Raw genomic sequence first — 16,407 nt, forward strand, 5'->3', positions numbered from 1 at the left:
TCGCCTGAACAGTAAGCCGACGCGCAAACCTTAAGCGCCGGTTCACCCCGGGGACGACCTCAGGGGAACATCGAATTTTTGCGGGACGACCCGCGACCCTGTGAGTTCCGCTTATGTTTGATACCTTACTGATTGCCAACCGCGGCGCGATTGCCTGCCGCATTCTGCGCACCCTGCGCGCGATGCAGGTGAAGGGCGTCTCCGTCTATTCCGAAGCCGACCTGAGTAGTCTGCATATCCGCGACGCCGATGAAGCCCTCAGCCTCGGCGACGGTCCGGCGGCGCAAACCTATCTGGCCACGGAGAAAATCATTGCCGCCGCGCAGCAGAGCGGCGCCCAGGCGATCCACCCCGGCTACGGCTTTCTGTCGGAGAACGCGGCCTTCGCCGAAGCCTGCGAGGCGGTGGGGCTGGCCTTTGTCGGCCCAACCCCGCAGCAGCTGCGCGTCTTCGGTCTGAAGCATACCGCCCGCGCCTTAGCCAAAGCCGAGGGCGTGCCGCTGCTGGAGGGCAGCGAACTGCTGGCTGACAGCGACGAAGCCTGCCGGGCGGCGGAGGCGGTGGGCTATCCGGTGATGCTTAAAAGCACCGCCGGCGGCGGCGGGATCGGCATGCGCGTCTGCCGCGACGCCCGTGAGCTGACCGAAGCATTCGCCACGGTGCAGCGGCTGGGGCAAAACAACTTCAGCGACGCCGGCGTATTTCTCGAAAAATATATCGAACGCGCCCGTCATCTGGAGGTACAAATCTTCGGCGACGGGCGGGGGGACGTTATCGCCCTCGGGGTGCGCGACTGCTCGGTACAGCGGCGTAACCAGAAAGTGATTGAAGAGACGCCTGCGCCTAATCTGCCGGAAGGCACCGCGCAGGCGCTATGCGCGGCGGCTATCGCGCTCGGTAAAGCGGTGAACTACCGCAGCGCCGGCACGGTGGAGTTCGTCTATGACAGCACGGCGCGGCAGTTTTATTTCCTCGAAGTGAATACCCGGCTTCAGGTTGAGCACGGCGTCACCGAGCAGGTGTGGGGCGTTGACCTGGTGCGCTGGATGATTGAGCTGGCGGCGGGCGATTTACCCGCGCTGGACGTGCTGGCCGCCGGGTTACGGCCCCAGGGGCATGCTATTCAGGCGCGACTTTACGCCGAAGATCCGGGACGGCAGTTTCAGCCATCTCCCGGACTGCTAACGGAAGCCATCTTTCCACCGGCGGACGGCGCCGCCCTGCGTATCGATCGCTGGGTGGAAGCAGGCTGCGAAGTGCCGCCGTTTTTCGACCCGATGCTGGCAAAAACGATCGCCTGGCGCCCCAGCCGCGATGAGGCTATCGCCGGCCTGGCGCAGGCGCTGGCGGAGACCCGCCTGTACGGCGTCGAAACCAACCGGCTGTACCTGCTGCAAATTCTCGGCTTTGCGCCGTTTACCGAAGGCGAGCCCTGGACCCGCTGCCTTGAGCAGCTGTGCTACCGGGCGGCCACCGTCGAGGTGCTGAGCGCCGGGACCCAGACCAGCGTGCAGGACTACCCTGGACGTCTCGGGTACTGGGCGGTGGGCGTACCGCCGTCGGGGCCGATGGACGATCGCGCCCTGCGTCTCGGCAACCGTCTGCTGGGCAATGCCGAGGGTGAAGCCGCGTTGGAAATCACCCTTAACGGGCCGACCCTGAAATTTAATACTGACGTTCAGGCGGCGGTGTGCGGTGCGCCGCTGGCGGTGACGCTCGATGGCGTTGACCAGCCGCTGGACCGCGTTTTTACCATTCCGGCAGGGGCGACGCTGAAGCTTGGCGCGATAAGCGGCGCAGGGGTCAGAAGCTATCTCTGCCTGAGCGGCGGTATTCAGGTGCCGGACTATTTGGGCAGTAAAAGCACCTTTACCCTCGGTCAGTTTGGCGGCCACGGCGGACGGGCGCTGCGCGGCGGCGACGTGCTGCATCTGGCGCCGCGCGCCGCCGCCAGGGTCGGGGATCAACTGCCCGCCGCGCTCCGCACGGCGCTTGCGCAGGTACGGACGCTGCGGGTGATTTATGGCCCCCACGGCGCGCCGGAGTTTTTTACGCCGGAGTATATCGCGACCTTTTTCGCCACCGACTGGGAGGTCCATTTTAACTCCAGCCGCACCGGCGTGCGCCTGATTGGGCCCAAGCCGCTGTGGGCCCGCGACAGCGGCGGCGAAGCAGGACTGCATCCGTCGAATATTCACGATAATCCTTACGCGGTGGGCGCGGTCGATTTTACCGGCGATATGCCGGTGATCCTCGGGCCGGACGGGCCGAGCCTCGGCGGTTTCGTCTGCCCGGTCACCGTTATTGAAGCCGACCTCTGGCAGTTAGGCCAGCTCAAGGCCGGGGACAAAGTGCATTTCGTGGCGGTGGATTTACCCACCGCCCGGCGGCTGGCGCAAGGGCGGCGCGCCGAGCTGGCGACCCTAAGTCACCAGGCGATAGCCTGGCAGCCCGCGCCCCTGACGTCGCCTGTCGTCATGACCTGCGGCGAGGCGGATAAACGCCTGGTGGCGCGCCTTTCCGGCGATACCCACCTGCTGCTGGAAGCCGGGGAGCCGGAGCTGGATCTGGTGCTGCGTTTCCGCATTCATGCCCTGATGCAGGCCCTTGAGGCGCAATCCGCAGAAGGCGTGATTGATATCACGCCGGGGATCCGCTCGCTGCAAATCCATTTTCAGCCGGAAACGCTGCCCCTGGAGGCGCTACTGGAGCGGGTGCGCGGCGAATGGTCCACGGTATGCCTGAGCGACGATCTGCAGGTGCCGACGCGCGTGGTGCATCTGCCGCTCTCCTGGGACGACCCGGCCTGCCGCAAGGCGATCGATAAATACATGACCACCGTGCGCCAGGACGCGCCATGGTGCCCGAGTAATCTGGAATTTATTCGTCGCATCAACGATCTACCTGACGAGCAGGCGGTATGGAATACGGTATTTGACGCCAGCTATCTGGTGATGGGACTGGGCGACGTCTATCTCGGCGCGCCGGTGGCGACGCCGCTTGACCCACGCCATCGCCTGGTCACCACCAAGTACAACCCGGCGCGCACCTGGACGGCGGAAAACTCGGTCGGCATCGGCGGGGCCTATCTGTGCGTCTACGGCATGGAGGGACCTGGCGGCTATCAGTTCGTTGGCCGAACCCTGCAGATGTGGAATCGCTACCACGAAGTGGCGGATTTTGCTGGCAAACCCTGGCTGCTGCGTTTCTTCGACCAATTGCGTTTCTATCCGGTTTCAGCGGAAGAACTGCTGCAAATTCGCCGCGACTTCCCGCTCGGACGCTACCCGCTGCGCATTGAGAACAGCACGCTGCGGCTGGCGGAATACCAACAGTTTCTTCGCCGCGAAGCGCACAGCATCGACGCGTTTCGCGAGCATCAGCAGCGGGCGTTCAACGCCGAACGCGAGCGCTGGATAGCCAGCGGCCAGGCCCATTTCGACAGCCAGGAAAGCGCCGTGGATGAGGGCGGCGACGCGCCGTTGCGGCAGGGCGAGCAGGGGGTGGAGAGCCCGATTTCCGGCAACTTATGGCAGGTACAAACCGCGCCAGGCAGTCGGGTTCGCGCGGGGGATGTGCTGGTCGTTCTGGAGTCGATGAAGATGGAGATCCCGCTGCTGGCCCCCTGCGATGGCGTTATTCAGCAGGTTCACGTCCAGCCGGGTAGCGCGGTGCGCGCCGGGCAGCGGGTGGCGGTGATTATTGAGGAGAAGGCATGATGCAGCATACGTTTGATTTACGCCTGGCGACCCTGGCGGCAGATTATCGCAACGGCAAAACCACCCCGCGCCGCCTGCTGGCGGAAGTGCGCCAGCGGGCGCAGGCGCTGAACCCCGAATTCCGCTTATTTATCCATATTCTGAGCGAAGAGGAGCAGGAGCCGTTTCTGGCGGCGCTGGAAGACCTCTCGCCGACCGAGTTACCGCTATACGGCGTGCCGTTCGCCATCAAAGACAACATCGATTTGGCGGAGATTGTCACCACCGCCGCCTGCCCGGCGTTTGCTTACCGGGCGGAGCAGAGCGCGACGATTGTCGCTCAGCTAATCGCGCTAGGGGCGGTACCGGTCGGTAAAACCAATCTCGATCAGTTTGCCACCGGCCTGAATGGTACCCGCTCGCCGTACGGCGCTTGCCGCAACGGCTATCTTGCCGATTACCCCTCCGGGGGCTCCAGCGCCGGCTCCGCGCTGGCAGTGGCGCTGGGCGTCGCCAGCTTCTCGCTGGGAACGGACACCGCCGGTAGCGGCCGCGTCCCGGCGGGGCTGAATAATCTGGTTGGCCTGAAGGCCACGAAAGGGCTGATCTCCACCGCTGGGGTCGTGCCCGCCTGCCGTACGTTAGACTGTGTGACTTTTTTCAGCGCCACCGCCGACGAGGCCAGCCAGCTGCTGGCGCTGGTCGCGCAGTACGATACATTGGATGCCTGGAGCCGCCATAATCCGCAGTGGAACAGCCGTCAGGCGTTCGGCAGGCCGGCAGCCGGTTTTCGTTTTGGCGTTCCGCGCGAGCTGAGCTTCCTCGGCTGCAGCGCAAGCGAACGACTGTTTACCCAGGCCCGGCAACGGCTGACGGCGCTGGGCGGGGTGGCGGTTGAGATCGAATTCGCGCCGTTTCTGGCGGCAGCCCGGCTGCTGTATGACGGACCGTGGGTCGCTGAACGTTACGCGGTCGTCGGCCCGCTGATTGCGCGGCAGCCGGAGGCGGTGCTGCCGGTTATTCGCGATGTGCTGGCGAAAGCGCCGGACACCGACGCCACGGCGACCTTTAAGGCGATCTATCAGCTACAGCAGTACAAAGCCCGGTGCGACGCGATCCTCGAGACCCTCGATTGCGTGCTGACGCCAACCTATCCACGTCCGGTGACGCTCGACGAGCTGCAAGCGGAACCGATCGCGCGTAACGCCGATCTCGGGTATTACACCAACTTTATGAATCTGCTGGACTACGCGGCGGTGAGCGTGCCCTGCGGATTTATGCCGGACGGATTGCCCTCCGGCGTTACCCTGTTTGGCCGGGCATTTACCGACCAGTATTTGCTCAGCCTGGCCGATGCGTTTCAGCGAGCGGAGCGGCTGCCGCTGGTCGGCGGGACGCTGCTGGAAACCCCGGAGCCCGAGCGCGCCGCCGGCCATGACCGAATGGCGCTGGTTGTTTGCGGCGCGCATCTTGCCGGCCTGCCGCTAAACGATCAGCTGTTGGCGCGGGGCGGCCGGCTGCTGCAGGAAACCCGCAGCGCAGCGCACTATCGGTTGTACGCCCTCGCGGACGGTAAGCGCCCGGCAATGGTTCGCGATAAGTGCGGCGGGGCGGCGATTGCGGTCGAAGTGTGGGAGCTACCCAGCGCGGAGGTCGGTTCGCTACTGGCGGCCATTCCCGCGCCGCTGGGCTTAGGTAAAGTTGAACTTGCCGACGGACGCCGGTTAACGGGCTTTATTTGCGAAGCCGATGGATTAGGCGAAGCTACGGAGATTACCGCTTACGGGGGCTGGCGCGCCTGGCTGGCACGCTAGGACATCATCACCTCCGTCGAGTTTTCGAGGGAGGTGTTTTTTGTGACAGCGTCACTCCTCTAACATGCTGAAACATTTCTGCCAAATCATTAGCAACCTTTCGGTAGGGCTCCCGCTGCGATAACGCTATTCTTCCCCGCTTTTCCTTTTTCAGGCCCTTTGTAACCCAGGTATATGACCGCTAATGTCCCTAATGAGAGATGAAATTCGCGACCATTCAGCGGAAGAGATGCTATTTATCCGCCGAGCCGTCATCGCGTTTCTACTGGTGGTGGTCTGCTTTGCCATCCTGATCCTTAATCTTTACCGTTTGCAGGTCGATCAGCACGATTTTTATCAGACGCGTTCAAACCAGAACGATATTAAAATGCTGCCCATCGCGCCGAGCCGGGGACTGATTTTCGACCGTAACGGTATCCCGCTGGTACAAAATATTACCCTCTACCGTTTGCAGGTGATCCCGAGCAAAATCGCCGATATGACGGCGCTGCTGCAGCAGCTAACACCGATCGTCGATTTAACCCCGCAGGATATCGCCGATTTTCGCGACGATATGCACCACAACAGCCGCTACAAAGAGGTGACCTTAAAATCGGACCTGAGCGATGTTGAAGTGGCGCGTTTTGCAGTCAATGAATTTCATTTCCCCGGCGTCACGGTGGAGAGCTATCAGCAGCGCGCGTATCCCTACGGGGCCGAACTGGCGCACGTGGTTGGCTACGTATCGAAAATCAACGATAGCGATCTGCAAAAGCTGGCCAAAGCGGGGGAAGAGGAGAACTACGCCGCCGACCACAATATCGGCAAGCAGGGCATTGAAGGCTACTACGAGAAAGCGCTGCACGGCACCACCGGATACCAGGAGGTCGAGGTGGATAACCACGGGCGGGTCGTGCGCCTGCTGAAAGAGGTGCCGCCGGTGGCCGGGAAGAATATCTACCTGACGCTGGATCTGCACCTGCAGCAGTATATCGAATCGGTGCTGAAGGGGCAGCGCGCGGCGGTGGTGGTCGTCGATCCGCGCGATGGCGGCGTGCTGGCCATGGTGTCCAGTCCCAGCTACGATCCCAATCCCTTTGTCAGGGGCATCGGCTATCAGGCCTACCGTTCGCTGCTCGATAACCCGGACCGGCCGCTGATTAACCGGGTCACCCAGGGGCTCTATCCGCCCGCGTCGACGGTGAAGCCCTACATGGCGCTGTCGGCGCTATCGGCGGGCGTGATCACGCCAACCACTTCCTTCTTCGGCGCGCCGACCTGGACGCTGCCGGGGACCCAGCGCCGCTATCGCGACTGGCTGAAGAGCGGCCACGGCATGCTTAACGTCACCAAAGCGATAGAAGAATCGGCGGATACCTTCTTCTACCAGGTGGCGTTTGAGATGGGTATCGACCGTATTCACGAGTGGCTCAGCAAGTTTGGCTACGGTCAGTCAACCGGCATCGATCTAAACGAAGAGTATGCCGGGGTGCTGCCGAGCCGGGAGTGGAAACAGCGGGTGCATAAAAAACCGTGGTATCAGGGGGATACCATTTCCGTCGGCATCGGCCAGGGATACTGGATTGCCACGCCGATCCAGATGGTTAAGGCGCTGACGACCCTGATTAACAACGGCAAAGTGCAAAATCCGCATCTGCTTTACTCCATGAAGCAGGGGAATAAGGTCGAGCGCTATCAGCCGCCGCAGGATCTGCCGCAGGTTGGCGATCCGCGTTCGCCCTACTGGAGCGTGGTGCGTAACGGCATGTACGGCATGGCGAACCTGCCAAACGGCACCGGCTATAAGCTGTTCCATACCGCGCCGTACCAAATCGCCGCCAAGTCCGGGACGTCCCAGGTCTTCAGCCTGAAGGAGAACCAGACCTATAACGCGAAAATGATCCCGGTGCGCCTGCGCGACCATATTTTCTACACCCTGTTTGCGCCGTATCAGCATCCGAAGGTGGCGATGGCGCTGATTCTGGAGAACGGCGGCGGCGATGGCGTGGTAGCGGGACCGACGGCGCGCGCCATCCTCGACCATATCTTCGACCCGGCCAACGCGCCGGCGGTACAGGGCGCGACGTCGACGGTACCGCAGGTGGAGAGCGCCGACGCGCAGTAGCGGTTATTCGCGGAGAGCATAAGCGTTGGCGGATTGGTTATTTGCCGCCGCCGGCGCTTTTGCGCATAGTAGCGTTCTGTGTTGCTGTGAAAAAGGCGCTCTGATGTCGTTAAGCCGAAATACGCTTCTTCTTGTCCAGACCGGGACTCCGCCGGATGAAATCGTCTCCGACCACGGCGATCTTCCCCTCTGGTTTGGCAATCTGCTGGCGCCGTGGCGCAATAAAATCAGCGTCGCGCGGGTGTATGCCGGCGAGCCGCTTCCCGCGCCGGACAATTATACCGTGGCGGTGATTACCGGATCCTGGGATATGGTCACGGAGCGCCTGCCGTGGAGCGAAATGACCGCCGCATGGATCCGCGAGGCGATGGCAATTGACATGCCGCTGTTTGGCGTCTGCTACGGGCATCAGCTGATGGCGCACGCGCTGGGCGGCGAGGTGGACTACCATCCAGCCGGACGCGAAGCGGGAAGTAAAACCATTTCACTGTCCGCACACGGCCTGGCGGATTGTCTGCTGGCTGACCACCCGGCGCCGTTCAGCGCGCACCTCACGCATATGCAAACGGTCACCCGATTACCGCCAGGGGCGAAGGTGCTGGCTTCGTCGCAGCACGACCCTCACCAGATTGTTCGCTACGGCGCACATGCCGTATCTACGCAGTTTCATCCGGAGATCACCCCGGCGATTGCCCGCTCGCTGATCGCGTTCCGTCAGGCGGCGCTGCGCAACGAGGGGGTTGACCCGGACAGGCTGAGTCGTGACGTTGCGGAGAGTCCAGTGGCCTCGGCGATTTTGACCCGCTTTGTCGCAGGCTACCTGCAGCCAGACCTCAACCCGGCTTAACGTTAGCGCTGTTTTTCCGCGAGCCAGGCCGCCGTTTCAGCCAGGATTTCGTCGGAAAACGCCGAATCCGCGGTCATCCGCGCCAGAATCAACGCGCCGACCATGGCCGACCAGCAGCCTATCGCCGCACGGCGGCGGGCTTCAGCGTCTTGATCATCCATCGCTTCACTGAGCTGCGCTATCTGCTGCTGCAGCCGCGCGCTCATTTCGTCACGCGCGGGTTCGGACTGGCGGATGGTCTCAGCCGCCAGCGCCGCCAGCGGGCAGCCACTGGCAAAATTATCCCGATGTTCGGGGGAAAGATAACGCTCGATTTGCGCGACGAGGCCATTTTTCGCCGCGTCGTTCTCTATCTTCAGTTCCGCGAGGGTTTGGGCGATCAGGTCATCCTTCGATTTGAAGTAGCCGTAGAATCCGCCGTGGGTCAGACCGGCTGATTTCATAATATCGGTGACCGTGACCGCGTCAAAACCCCGCTCGCGAAACAAGCGTCCAGCGGCGGTCAGGATTGTCTGCTTATTCTCTTCAACCTGTTTTCTGCTCACTCTCATGGCGTCGTCCTGCTGCGAAATTATTTATGATGGCCATCATATAACATTATTTACAGCATACCCAGCCCGTGCCATTATACATGACGACCATCATGTATAAATCAAGGAGTACACCTATGAGCAGTAAATCAGCCGTGCTGGTAACCGGCGCATCGACCGGAATTGGCGCAGTCTATGCCGAACGTTTTGCCCGTCGTGGCCACGACCTGGTGCTGGTCGCGCGTAACCGCGAGCGTCTGACGGCGCTGGCCGAGCGACTGCGCGGTGAAACCGGCGTTCAGGTTGACATCCTGCAGGCCGACTTAACCCAGGATAGCGACATCACCGCCGTGGAGAAGCGGCTGCGGGAAGACGCGCGTATTGGGATTCTGGTCAACAATGCCGGCACCTCGATTCCCGGTGATTTCCTCCACCAGAGCAGTGACGACATCACTCGCCTGATTACCCTCAACGTGACCTCAGTGGCTCGCCTGGCGAACGCCATCGCGCCGCGTCTGGCCGAAGCCGGAGAGGGGGCGATTGTCAACATCGCGTCGGTCGTTGGGCTGGGTCCGGAAATGGGGTTGACCGTCTACGGCGCCACGAAAGCCTTTGTGCTGTTTCTCTCGCAGGGGCTCGATGTTGAGCTGAGCGCGAAAGGCGTATACGTCCAGGCGGTACTGCCGGCGGCGACGCGCACCGAGATTTGGCAGCACAGCGGCAAAGATGTGGATACCATCCCCGGCGTCATGGAGGTGGATAAACTGGTGGATGCCGCCCTGGTAGGGTTCGACCGCCGTGAATCGGTGACCATTCCGCCGCTGCATGATGAAACGCAGTGGCAGGCGCTCAACGCGACGCGTCAGGCCATGCTCCCCGGCTTTGCGCAATCTGAACCGGCGGCGCGTTATCTGGACTGATCGTGCGTTTGTCTCACCGTATATCGGAAAGGAGAGTCGATACACGGTGCGACAACATCCCGCCATGTCACGCCTGGCGCAGATACCACGCAGCGGGAAAAATCGTGACAACGTCACAAGTCGAGGGCGAATAACCAATAAAAAAGCCGATAAGGTGAGTTATCGGCTTTCAAGGTTAATGCGAAAACAAATTTACTGCGCCAGCAGCTCCTGAGCGGTACGTTCTACCAGGCTCAGCAGCACCTTCACGTCCTCTAACGTCACGATCGGGTTCAGCAGCGTCAGCTTCAGGCAGGTAACGCCGTTGTGCTCAGTCACGCCGACGTTAGCGCGACCGGAAGCCAGCAGCGCATCGCCAACCCGCTGGTTGAGCAGGGCGATCGCGGCATCGTCGCTGCCCGCCATCTGCTGCGGACGTGAACGGAACAGCACGCTCGCCAGCTGCGGCTGCATGACCAGTTCCAGCGTCGGCTGCGTTGCGACGTAATCCGCCACGTTCAGCGCCATCGTCACGCCGTGGTCGATGATTTCCGCGTACTGCTTCTGGCCCAGCGCTTCCAGACCCATCCATAGCTTCAGCGCGTCGAAGCGGCGGGTGGTCTGCAGCGATTTGGATACCAGGTTCGGTACGCCGTGCTCTTCATCGAACTCGGAGTTCAGATAGGCCGCCTGATAGCGCATCAGCTCATAGTGACGGGCTTCTTTTAACAGAAACGCGCCGCAGCTGATGGTCTGGAAGAACTGCTTGTGGAAATCCAGGGTGATGGAGTCCACTAACTCAATGCCGTCCAGACGGTCGCGATACTTCTCGGACATCAACAGCGCGCCGCCCCAGGCCGCGTCGACGTGCAGCCAGATCTGGTGCTCTGCCGCGACGGCCGCAATCTCGCGAAGCGGGTCGATTGCCCCGGCGTCGGTGGTGCCGGCGGTGGCGACGATCGCCATAATCTGCTCGCCGTTAGCCTGCGCCTCGGCGATTTTCGCTTTCAGATCCGCCACGTCCATCCGCGCGAATTCGTCGGTTTTCACCAGCGTCACGGAGCGGTAGCCGAGGCCCATCAGCGCCATATTCTTCTGCACCGAGAAGTGGGCGTTTTCTGAACACAGCACTTTGTACTGACGAATATCGCCCGGCAGACCATCCTGCTGGATGGAGTGACCCCGGCGGGCGAAGAAGGCATCGCGCGCCAGCATCAGACCCATCATATTGCTCTGGGTGCCGCCGCTGGTGAAAACGCCAGCATCGCCAGCGCCGTAGCCGACCTGGGCGCGCAGCCATTCAATCAGCTTGATCTCGATGATGGTCGCTGACGGGCTTTGATCCCAGGAGTCCATGCTCTGGTTGGTGGCGTTAATCAGCACTTCCGCCGCCTGGCTAATTACCAGGCTCGGGCAGTGCAGATGCGCCACGCACTGCGGGTGATGTACCGACAGGCTGTCTTTCAGGAAGTACTCGATCGCACGTTCAATCGCCGCCTGGTTGCCCAGACCCTGTTCGTTGAAATCAAGGGTGATACGCTCACGCAGTTCGTCAACGCTTTTCCCCTGATACATTTCAGGCTGTTGCAGCCACTGCGCTACCGCCTGGCTGGTCTGGGCGATCGCTTGCTGGTAGGCATCAATACTTTGCGCGGAACCAGCAAGAATCGGATTCAATTTGGACATTGCGGTCACTTACTCCACTCAGACCGGTTTTACGCCGGCGGCCAGCAGGGCCTGTTCAAATTTGTCGAAGAAAATTTCCAGCTCAGCGTTGCTGATCAGCAGGGACGGCAGCAGACGCAGCACGCAGCCGTGGCGGCCACCGCGCTCGAGGATCAGACCCGCTTCGAAGCATTTCTTCTGCAGCAGCGCGGAGAGTTCTCCGTCCGCCGGGTAGCAGCCCATGTGGTCCGGCGCTTCGTTCGGTTTAACGATCTCGATGCCGATCATCAGGCCCAGACCGCGAACGTGGCCGATAACCGGATAGCGTTTCTGCATCTCGGCCAGCTTGCCTTTCAACCATTCGCCCTGAGCGGCGGTTTTATCCGCAATCTTATTGTCTTTCAGGTGACGCAGGGTGGTCAGACCGGTGGCCATCGCCAGCTGGTTGCCGCGGAAGGTGCCAGTGTGGTGACCCGGTTCCCAGGCGTCGAACTGCTTTTTGATACCGAGAACGGCCAGCGGCAGACCGCCGCCAACGGCTTTCGACATCACGATAATGTCCGGCTCAATGCCTGCGTGTTCAAAGGCGAAGAATTTACCGGTACGGGCAAAGCCAGCCTGAACTTCATCGATGATCAGCAGAATACCGTGTTCCTGAGTCACTTTACGGATGCGCTGCAGCCACTCGACCGGAGCCGGGTTGACGCCGCCTTCACCCTGAACGGCTTCAAGAATCACCGCCGCCGGTTTACGCACGCCGCTTTCGACGTCATTGATCAGGTTTTCGAAGTAGTAGGTCAGTGCTTTCACACCGGCTTCACCGCCGATACCCAGCGGGCAGCGGTACTGATGCGGGTAAGGCATAAACTGCACTTCCGGCATCATGCCGTTAACCGCCGCTTTTGGCGACAGGTTGCCGGTGACCGACAGCGCGCCGTGGGTCATGCCGTGGTAGCCGCCGGAGAAGCTGATCACGGAAGAGCGACCGGTGTATTTTTTCGCCAGCTTCAGCGCCGCTTCCACGGCGTCAGCGCCGGACGGACCGGTAAACTGCAGGCAGTATTCTTTGCCTTCGCCCGGCAGCAGGGAGAGCAGGTATTCAGAAAAGCGATCTTTTAACGGTGTCGTCAGATCGAGAGTATGTAACGGCAAGCCGCTGGTAATGACACTTTGGATGCTCTGCAGCACGTCAGGATGGTTGTGGCCGAGTGCCAGAGTACCGGCGCCGGCAAGGCAGTCCAGATACTGTTTGTTATCCGCATCGGTCAGCCAGACGCCTTCCGCTTTGGTAATCGCAAGGGGCAGCTTGCGCGGGTAGCTCCTGACATTCGATTCGAATTCAGCCTGACGGGCCAAAAAGGTATCGTTGTTTGCATCTAATAAATCTGCGCCTAAAGTATCAATACGGACTTTATCCGTCATCATATCACTCCCACAACCAGCGTTACGGTTGAGCGCTGGTTGAATAAATTGGTGTAAGAAATTGAATCGCCATGCATTAAAGCGGGCACAATATATGGCTTTTTAGATACGCATTCAACGTTTTATTGATTAAGGTATATTTACGTTATTTTTACACTGCCGAAAACCATCATAATAAATTGATTTTAAAGTAATATTTTAAAGCATGAAAGACCTTTAAAATTGTAATTATTAGTGAGGAAGTTTCTCGATTTTTATTAACGTTGCGCGGATATTGCTGGCGAAAAGTTTCCGCCAGCAATGGCATGACTCAATGCAGCTCAACCGCATAATTCGTTAAAGGTGTGACTTTTTTCACCAACTTATTGTTATATAAAAACTGTTCATAAGCTTCATAGCGAGGTTTATCCAACGCCGCCGGATCGCTGGCAAACTGAGGAAGTGTTTTAAACCATGCCTGCTTGTTCAGTTCGGTGTTGAGCTCGGGATGCGCGGCGGCAAACGCCTGCCAGGTCTCCTGCGGGTGAGCGCGCAGGTAAGCGACGCCTTTTTGCAGCGCCGTGAGGAACGCCTTAATCTTCGGCGCGTTGGCTTCATCCCGGTTGGCGACAATCACCAGCTCGTCGTAGGCTGGTACGCCGTAATCCTCAACGTTCATCACCTGCGGATCTTTCCCCTGTAGCTTCAGCTCCAGCGCTTCGATATTACGATAGCCGCCAATCACCGCGTCGACCTGACCGGCCAGCAGGGCGCTGGTCAGCTGGAAGTTCACGTTGATGAGCTTGATGCTTTTGGGGTCGATGTGCGCATGCTGCGCCATGGTGGCCAGCGTCGCCTGTTCGATACCGCTCACCGAGTAACCCACTTTTTTGCCCTGCAGATCGGCGGGAGATTTTATGCTTTTATCCAGCGCGATCACCGTATTCAGCGGCGAATTAATTAGCGTGCCGACGCGGACCAGCGGCAGCCCTTCATCAGCAAAAAAATGCACCTGCGGCTGGTAGGTAATCGCCAGGTCCGCCTGGCGTGCAGCGACTAAGCGCGGCGGCAGCGCCGGGTCGGACGGCGGCACAATTTTGACGTCCAGCCCCGCGTCTTTAAAGGCGCCGATCTGTTCGGCCACCACGATCGGCGCGTGGTCGGGATTGATATACCAGTCCAGCACCAGGGTGAGTTTCTCGTTGGCCAGCGCCTGACCGCTGAACAGCACCCCAAGGGCCATTCCGCTATAAAGATGTTTACGCATGGTTATTCCTTCTGTTTAAAATCGTTATTCCGGCGTCCAGTCGATCAGCCGGCGTAAAAAAGCATCCACCGCCAGCCAGAGCAGGACGGTCAGCACCACCAAAATGAACAGGGCTGCGAAGCAGATATCGGTTTGCAGGCGGGCGTTGGCGTTAAGCATGACGTAGCCCAGACCTTCGGCTGAACCGACCCATTCGCCGATAATCGCCCCAATGGGGGCAACGGCGGCGGCCATCCGCAGGCCCGAACCGAGGGCCGGAAGGGCGGCCATCATGCGAACGTGGCGCAGCTGCGCGCCAAAAGAGGCCCCCATGGTGCGCGCCAGATCGAGATAGTCGCGATTAACCCGGCGTAGACCGTCAAAAAACGCCGAGGTGACGGGAAAGAAAATCACCAGCACCGCCATCATGACCTTGGCGCCCATGCCAAAACCGAACCACAGCACCAGCAGCGGGGCGAGGGCAAAGACCGGGATCGCCTGGCTGGTCAGCACCAGCGGCATCAGCCAGCGCTGAAGGCGAGGCGAGACAATCATGCACAGCGCCAGCGTCACTCCGAGGAGGGCGCCAAGCACGAGGCCGCTGAGGATCTCGCTCAAGGTGATCAGCGTGTGTTGGCCGAGGTACATGCGGTTGACCCAAAGAGCCCTTGCCACCGCCGAGGGTGAAGGCAGCAGAAAAGCGGGAATGCCGCTGCGGCTCGCCAGCCACCAGAGCAGCAGCAGGCCGCAGAACACTACGGCGGCGCGAAACAGTTTTGCGCTCATCCGTTAGCCCTTATGAGCTGTTGCAGCAGCTCCGCCTGGCTGGCCAACAGCGCCGGATCGTCCGGCGCGCGCGGCGGCAAACCGGAGAGGTGATGCGCATCGTCAATCCCGCCGGGAGCGGGGGAAAGGACCAGCAGACGATGGCTCAGGCGGCAGGCTTCCATCGGATCATGGGTAATCAGCACCACGGTGCGGTTCACCAGCAGTTCCGCAGCCAGGGTCTGAATGCGCGTGCGGGTAAGGGTATCGAGGGCGGAAAAGGGCTCGTCCATCAGCACAATGGGGCGGTCTTCATAGAGCGTGCGCGCCAGCGCTGCACGCTGGCGCATGCCGCCTGAGAGGGCGGCCGGGCGGTCGCCGGCGCAGTGTTCAAGGCCAACCTGCTGTAACAGCGCGGCAACCCGCCGATGGTCTACGCGCTCTCCGCGCAGACGCGCGCCAAGCGAGACGTTGTCGCGCACGCTTAACCATGGATAAAGCAGATCTTTTTGTCCCATCCACGCCAGCCGTTTATCTATTGGCTGCCCGTCGCTGGCGCGAACGTCACCGGCGGTAGCTTTTGCCAGCCCGGCGATAATACGCAACAGGCTGGTCTTTCCAGCGCCGCTGGCCCCCAGCAGCGATACCCACTGGCCGCCGGGGATATCGAACGTCAGATTGTCGAATATCCACCGCGCGCCAAAGCGCAGGCTCAGACCGCGCACCTCGATACCGGGTGCCGTCACGCCGGGCGCTCCGCGACGGCGTTGAGGCCCATCTGCCAGAAGTTTGCCTCCAGACGCGTGGCGGTAGTGAAAATAGCGCTGAGTTCAGCGAAGCGCGCCTCGCCGCCGCGATGCCGCCAGAGGGTTTCCAGCAGGCCGATAGCGTTAGTGACGCCGTTCAGGTAACCCTCATCGCCGTAGTTGCGGATCCAGGAGGCATATGGATTGGCGGTCAGCCTGGTCGCCGGATCGTGCAGCAGGCCGAGGCCGATTTCCGCGTAGCCGGCAACGCAGGGCATCAGCGCTGCCAGCAGATCCAGGGCGTCGCCGGAGTGGCCGATGTCCAGCACGTAGCGGGTGTAGTTGATGGTTTCCGCGGCTTCCGTTTCGGCGGCCATCGTCGCTTCATCCAGCCCCCATTCCCGACAGTAGCCAACGTGCAGCGGCAGCTCGTCCATTATAGCGTTCATCGACGCGGCGGCCGCGCGCATTTCCGCCAGAGTACGCAGCTTGCTGACCAACAGCGCGTAGCTGCGGGCGAAGTGGATCAGAAACAGGTAATCCTGGGTCAGATAGCGGCGGAAGGCGGGTTCGGCCAGGGTGCCATCGGCGAGCTGGCGCAGGAAAGGGTGGGCGACGTAGTGCTGCCAGTCGGCGCCGGCCTGCTGACGCAGACGGCCATAAATACCTTGGGTAAACGCGGGAAGAATCAC

General features: G+C 60.9%; 12 protein-coding genes. 5 read left to right on the forward strand and 7 right to left on the reverse strand.

Translation table 11 applies throughout. The annotated features are described in order from the left end of the window. Positions 1–113: 113 nt before the first annotated feature. The 4 genes from uca (at position 114) to KCG39_RS04810 (ending at position 8,463) form a co-directional block, all read left to right on the forward strand. Positions 114–3,719, forward strand: coding sequence for an urea carboxylase (gene uca / locus KCG39_RS04795; protein WP_142468254.1), 3,606 nt, complete (start codon positions 114–116; stop codon positions 3,717–3,719). After that, entirely contained in the window at positions 3,716–5,512 is a 1,797-nt protein-coding gene (gene atzF / locus KCG39_RS04800; RefSeq protein ID WP_211811559.1) for an allophanate hydrolase, read from the forward strand. The genes uca and atzF overlap by 4 nt, the downstream gene beginning before the upstream one ends. A gap of 184 nt (positions 5,513–5,696) precedes the next feature. After that, positions 5,697–7,616: a penicillin-binding protein 2 gene (gene mrdA / locus KCG39_RS04805; protein ID WP_172879919.1), complete on the forward strand. Its 1,920-nt coding sequence runs from the start codon at positions 5,697–5,699 to the stop codon at positions 7,614–7,616. A gap of 103 nt (positions 7,617–7,719) precedes the next feature. Then, positions 7,720–8,463 (forward strand): glutamine amidotransferase, encoded by a 744-nt coding sequence (locus KCG39_RS04810; protein ID WP_142468256.1) that lies wholly within the window; start codon positions 7,720–7,722, stop codon positions 8,461–8,463. 2 nt (positions 8,464–8,465) lie between these two features. On the opposite strand, the gene KCG39_RS04815 is transcribed toward KCG39_RS04810, so the two are convergent. After that, complete coding sequence (locus KCG39_RS04815; RefSeq protein ID WP_142468257.1) at positions 8,466–9,014, reverse strand: TetR/AcrR family transcriptional regulator; 549 nt, start codon at positions 9,012–9,014, stop codon at positions 8,466–8,468. 116 nt (positions 9,015–9,130) lie between these two features. Between KCG39_RS04815 and KCG39_RS04820 the strand changes: the two genes are divergently transcribed. Continuing rightward, complete coding sequence (locus KCG39_RS04820) at positions 9,131–9,913, forward strand: SDR family NAD(P)-dependent oxidoreductase (RefSeq protein ID WP_123829393.1); 783 nt, start codon at positions 9,131–9,133, stop codon at positions 9,911–9,913. Between the two features lie 192 nt (positions 9,914–10,105). Here the strand turns inward: KCG39_RS04820 and KCG39_RS04825 are convergent, their stop codons facing one another. The 6 genes from KCG39_RS04825 to KCG39_RS04850 form a co-directional block, all read right to left on the reverse strand. Then, complete coding sequence (locus KCG39_RS04825) at positions 10,106–11,587, reverse strand: pyridoxal phosphate-dependent decarboxylase family protein (RefSeq protein WP_162626001.1); 1,482 nt, start codon at positions 11,585–11,587, stop codon at positions 10,106–10,108. 9 nt (positions 11,588–11,596) lie between these two features. After that, complete coding sequence (locus KCG39_RS04830) at positions 11,597–12,982, reverse strand: diaminobutyrate--2-oxoglutarate transaminase (RefSeq protein ID WP_024358191.1); 1,386 nt, start codon at positions 12,980–12,982, stop codon at positions 11,597–11,599. Between the two features lie 307 nt (positions 12,983–13,289). After that, entirely contained in the window at positions 13,290–14,225 is a 936-nt protein-coding gene (locus KCG39_RS04835) for an ABC transporter substrate-binding protein (protein ID WP_142468258.1), read from the reverse strand. A gap of 24 nt (positions 14,226–14,249) precedes the next feature. Then, a complete protein-coding gene (locus KCG39_RS04840; protein ID WP_142446534.1) occupies positions 14,250–14,990 on the reverse strand; it encodes an ABC transporter permease in 741 nt (246 codons plus the stop codon). Then, positions 14,987–15,715, reverse strand: coding sequence for an ABC transporter ATP-binding protein (locus KCG39_RS04845; RefSeq protein WP_142468259.1), 729 nt, complete (start codon positions 15,713–15,715; stop codon positions 14,987–14,989). Before KCG39_RS04845 ends, KCG39_RS04840 begins: the two co-directional genes overlap by 4 nt. Further along, positions 15,712–16,407 (reverse strand): TenA family protein, encoded by a 696-nt coding sequence (locus tag KCG39_RS04850; RefSeq protein WP_211811560.1) that lies wholly within the window; start codon positions 16,405–16,407, stop codon positions 15,712–15,714. Before KCG39_RS04850 ends, KCG39_RS04845 begins: the two co-directional genes overlap by 4 nt.

This window comes from Klebsiella pasteurii (assembly GCF_018139045.1).
In the GTDB taxonomy this organism is placed as follows: Bacteria; Pseudomonadota; Gammaproteobacteria; order Enterobacterales; family Enterobacteriaceae; genus Klebsiella; species Klebsiella grimontii.

Bases quoted from the DNA above. Each gene is read 5' to 3' on its own strand.
- mrdA (WP_172879919.1), top strand. From the start codon at position 5,697: ATGTCCCTAATGAGAGATGAAATTCGCGACCATTCAGCGGAAGAGATG.
- KCG39_RS04830 (WP_024358191.1), bottom strand. From the start codon at position 12,982: ATGATGACGGATAAAGTCCGTATTGATACTTTAGGCGCAGATTTATTA.
- uca (WP_142468254.1), top strand. From the start codon at position 114: ATGTTTGATACCTTACTGATTGCCAACCGCGGCGCGATTGCCTGCCGC.
- KCG39_RS04810 (WP_142468256.1), top strand. From the start codon at position 7,720: ATGTCGTTAAGCCGAAATACGCTTCTTCTTGTCCAGACCGGGACTCCG.
- KCG39_RS04835 (WP_142468258.1), bottom strand. From the start codon at position 14,225: ATGCGTAAACATCTTTATAGCGGAATGGCCCTTGGGGTGCTGTTCAGC.
- KCG39_RS04840 (WP_142446534.1), bottom strand. From the start codon at position 14,990: ATGAGCGCAAAACTGTTTCGCGCCGCCGTAGTGTTCTGCGGCCTGCTG.
- KCG39_RS04820 (WP_123829393.1), top strand. From the start codon at position 9,131: ATGAGCAGTAAATCAGCCGTGCTGGTAACCGGCGCATCGACCGGAATT.
- atzF (WP_211811559.1), top strand. From the start codon at position 3,716: ATGATGCAGCATACGTTTGATTTACGCCTGGCGACCCTGGCGGCAGAT.
- KCG39_RS04815 (WP_142468257.1), bottom strand. From the start codon at position 9,014: ATGAGAGTGAGCAGAAAACAGGTTGAAGAGAATAAGCAGACAATCCTG.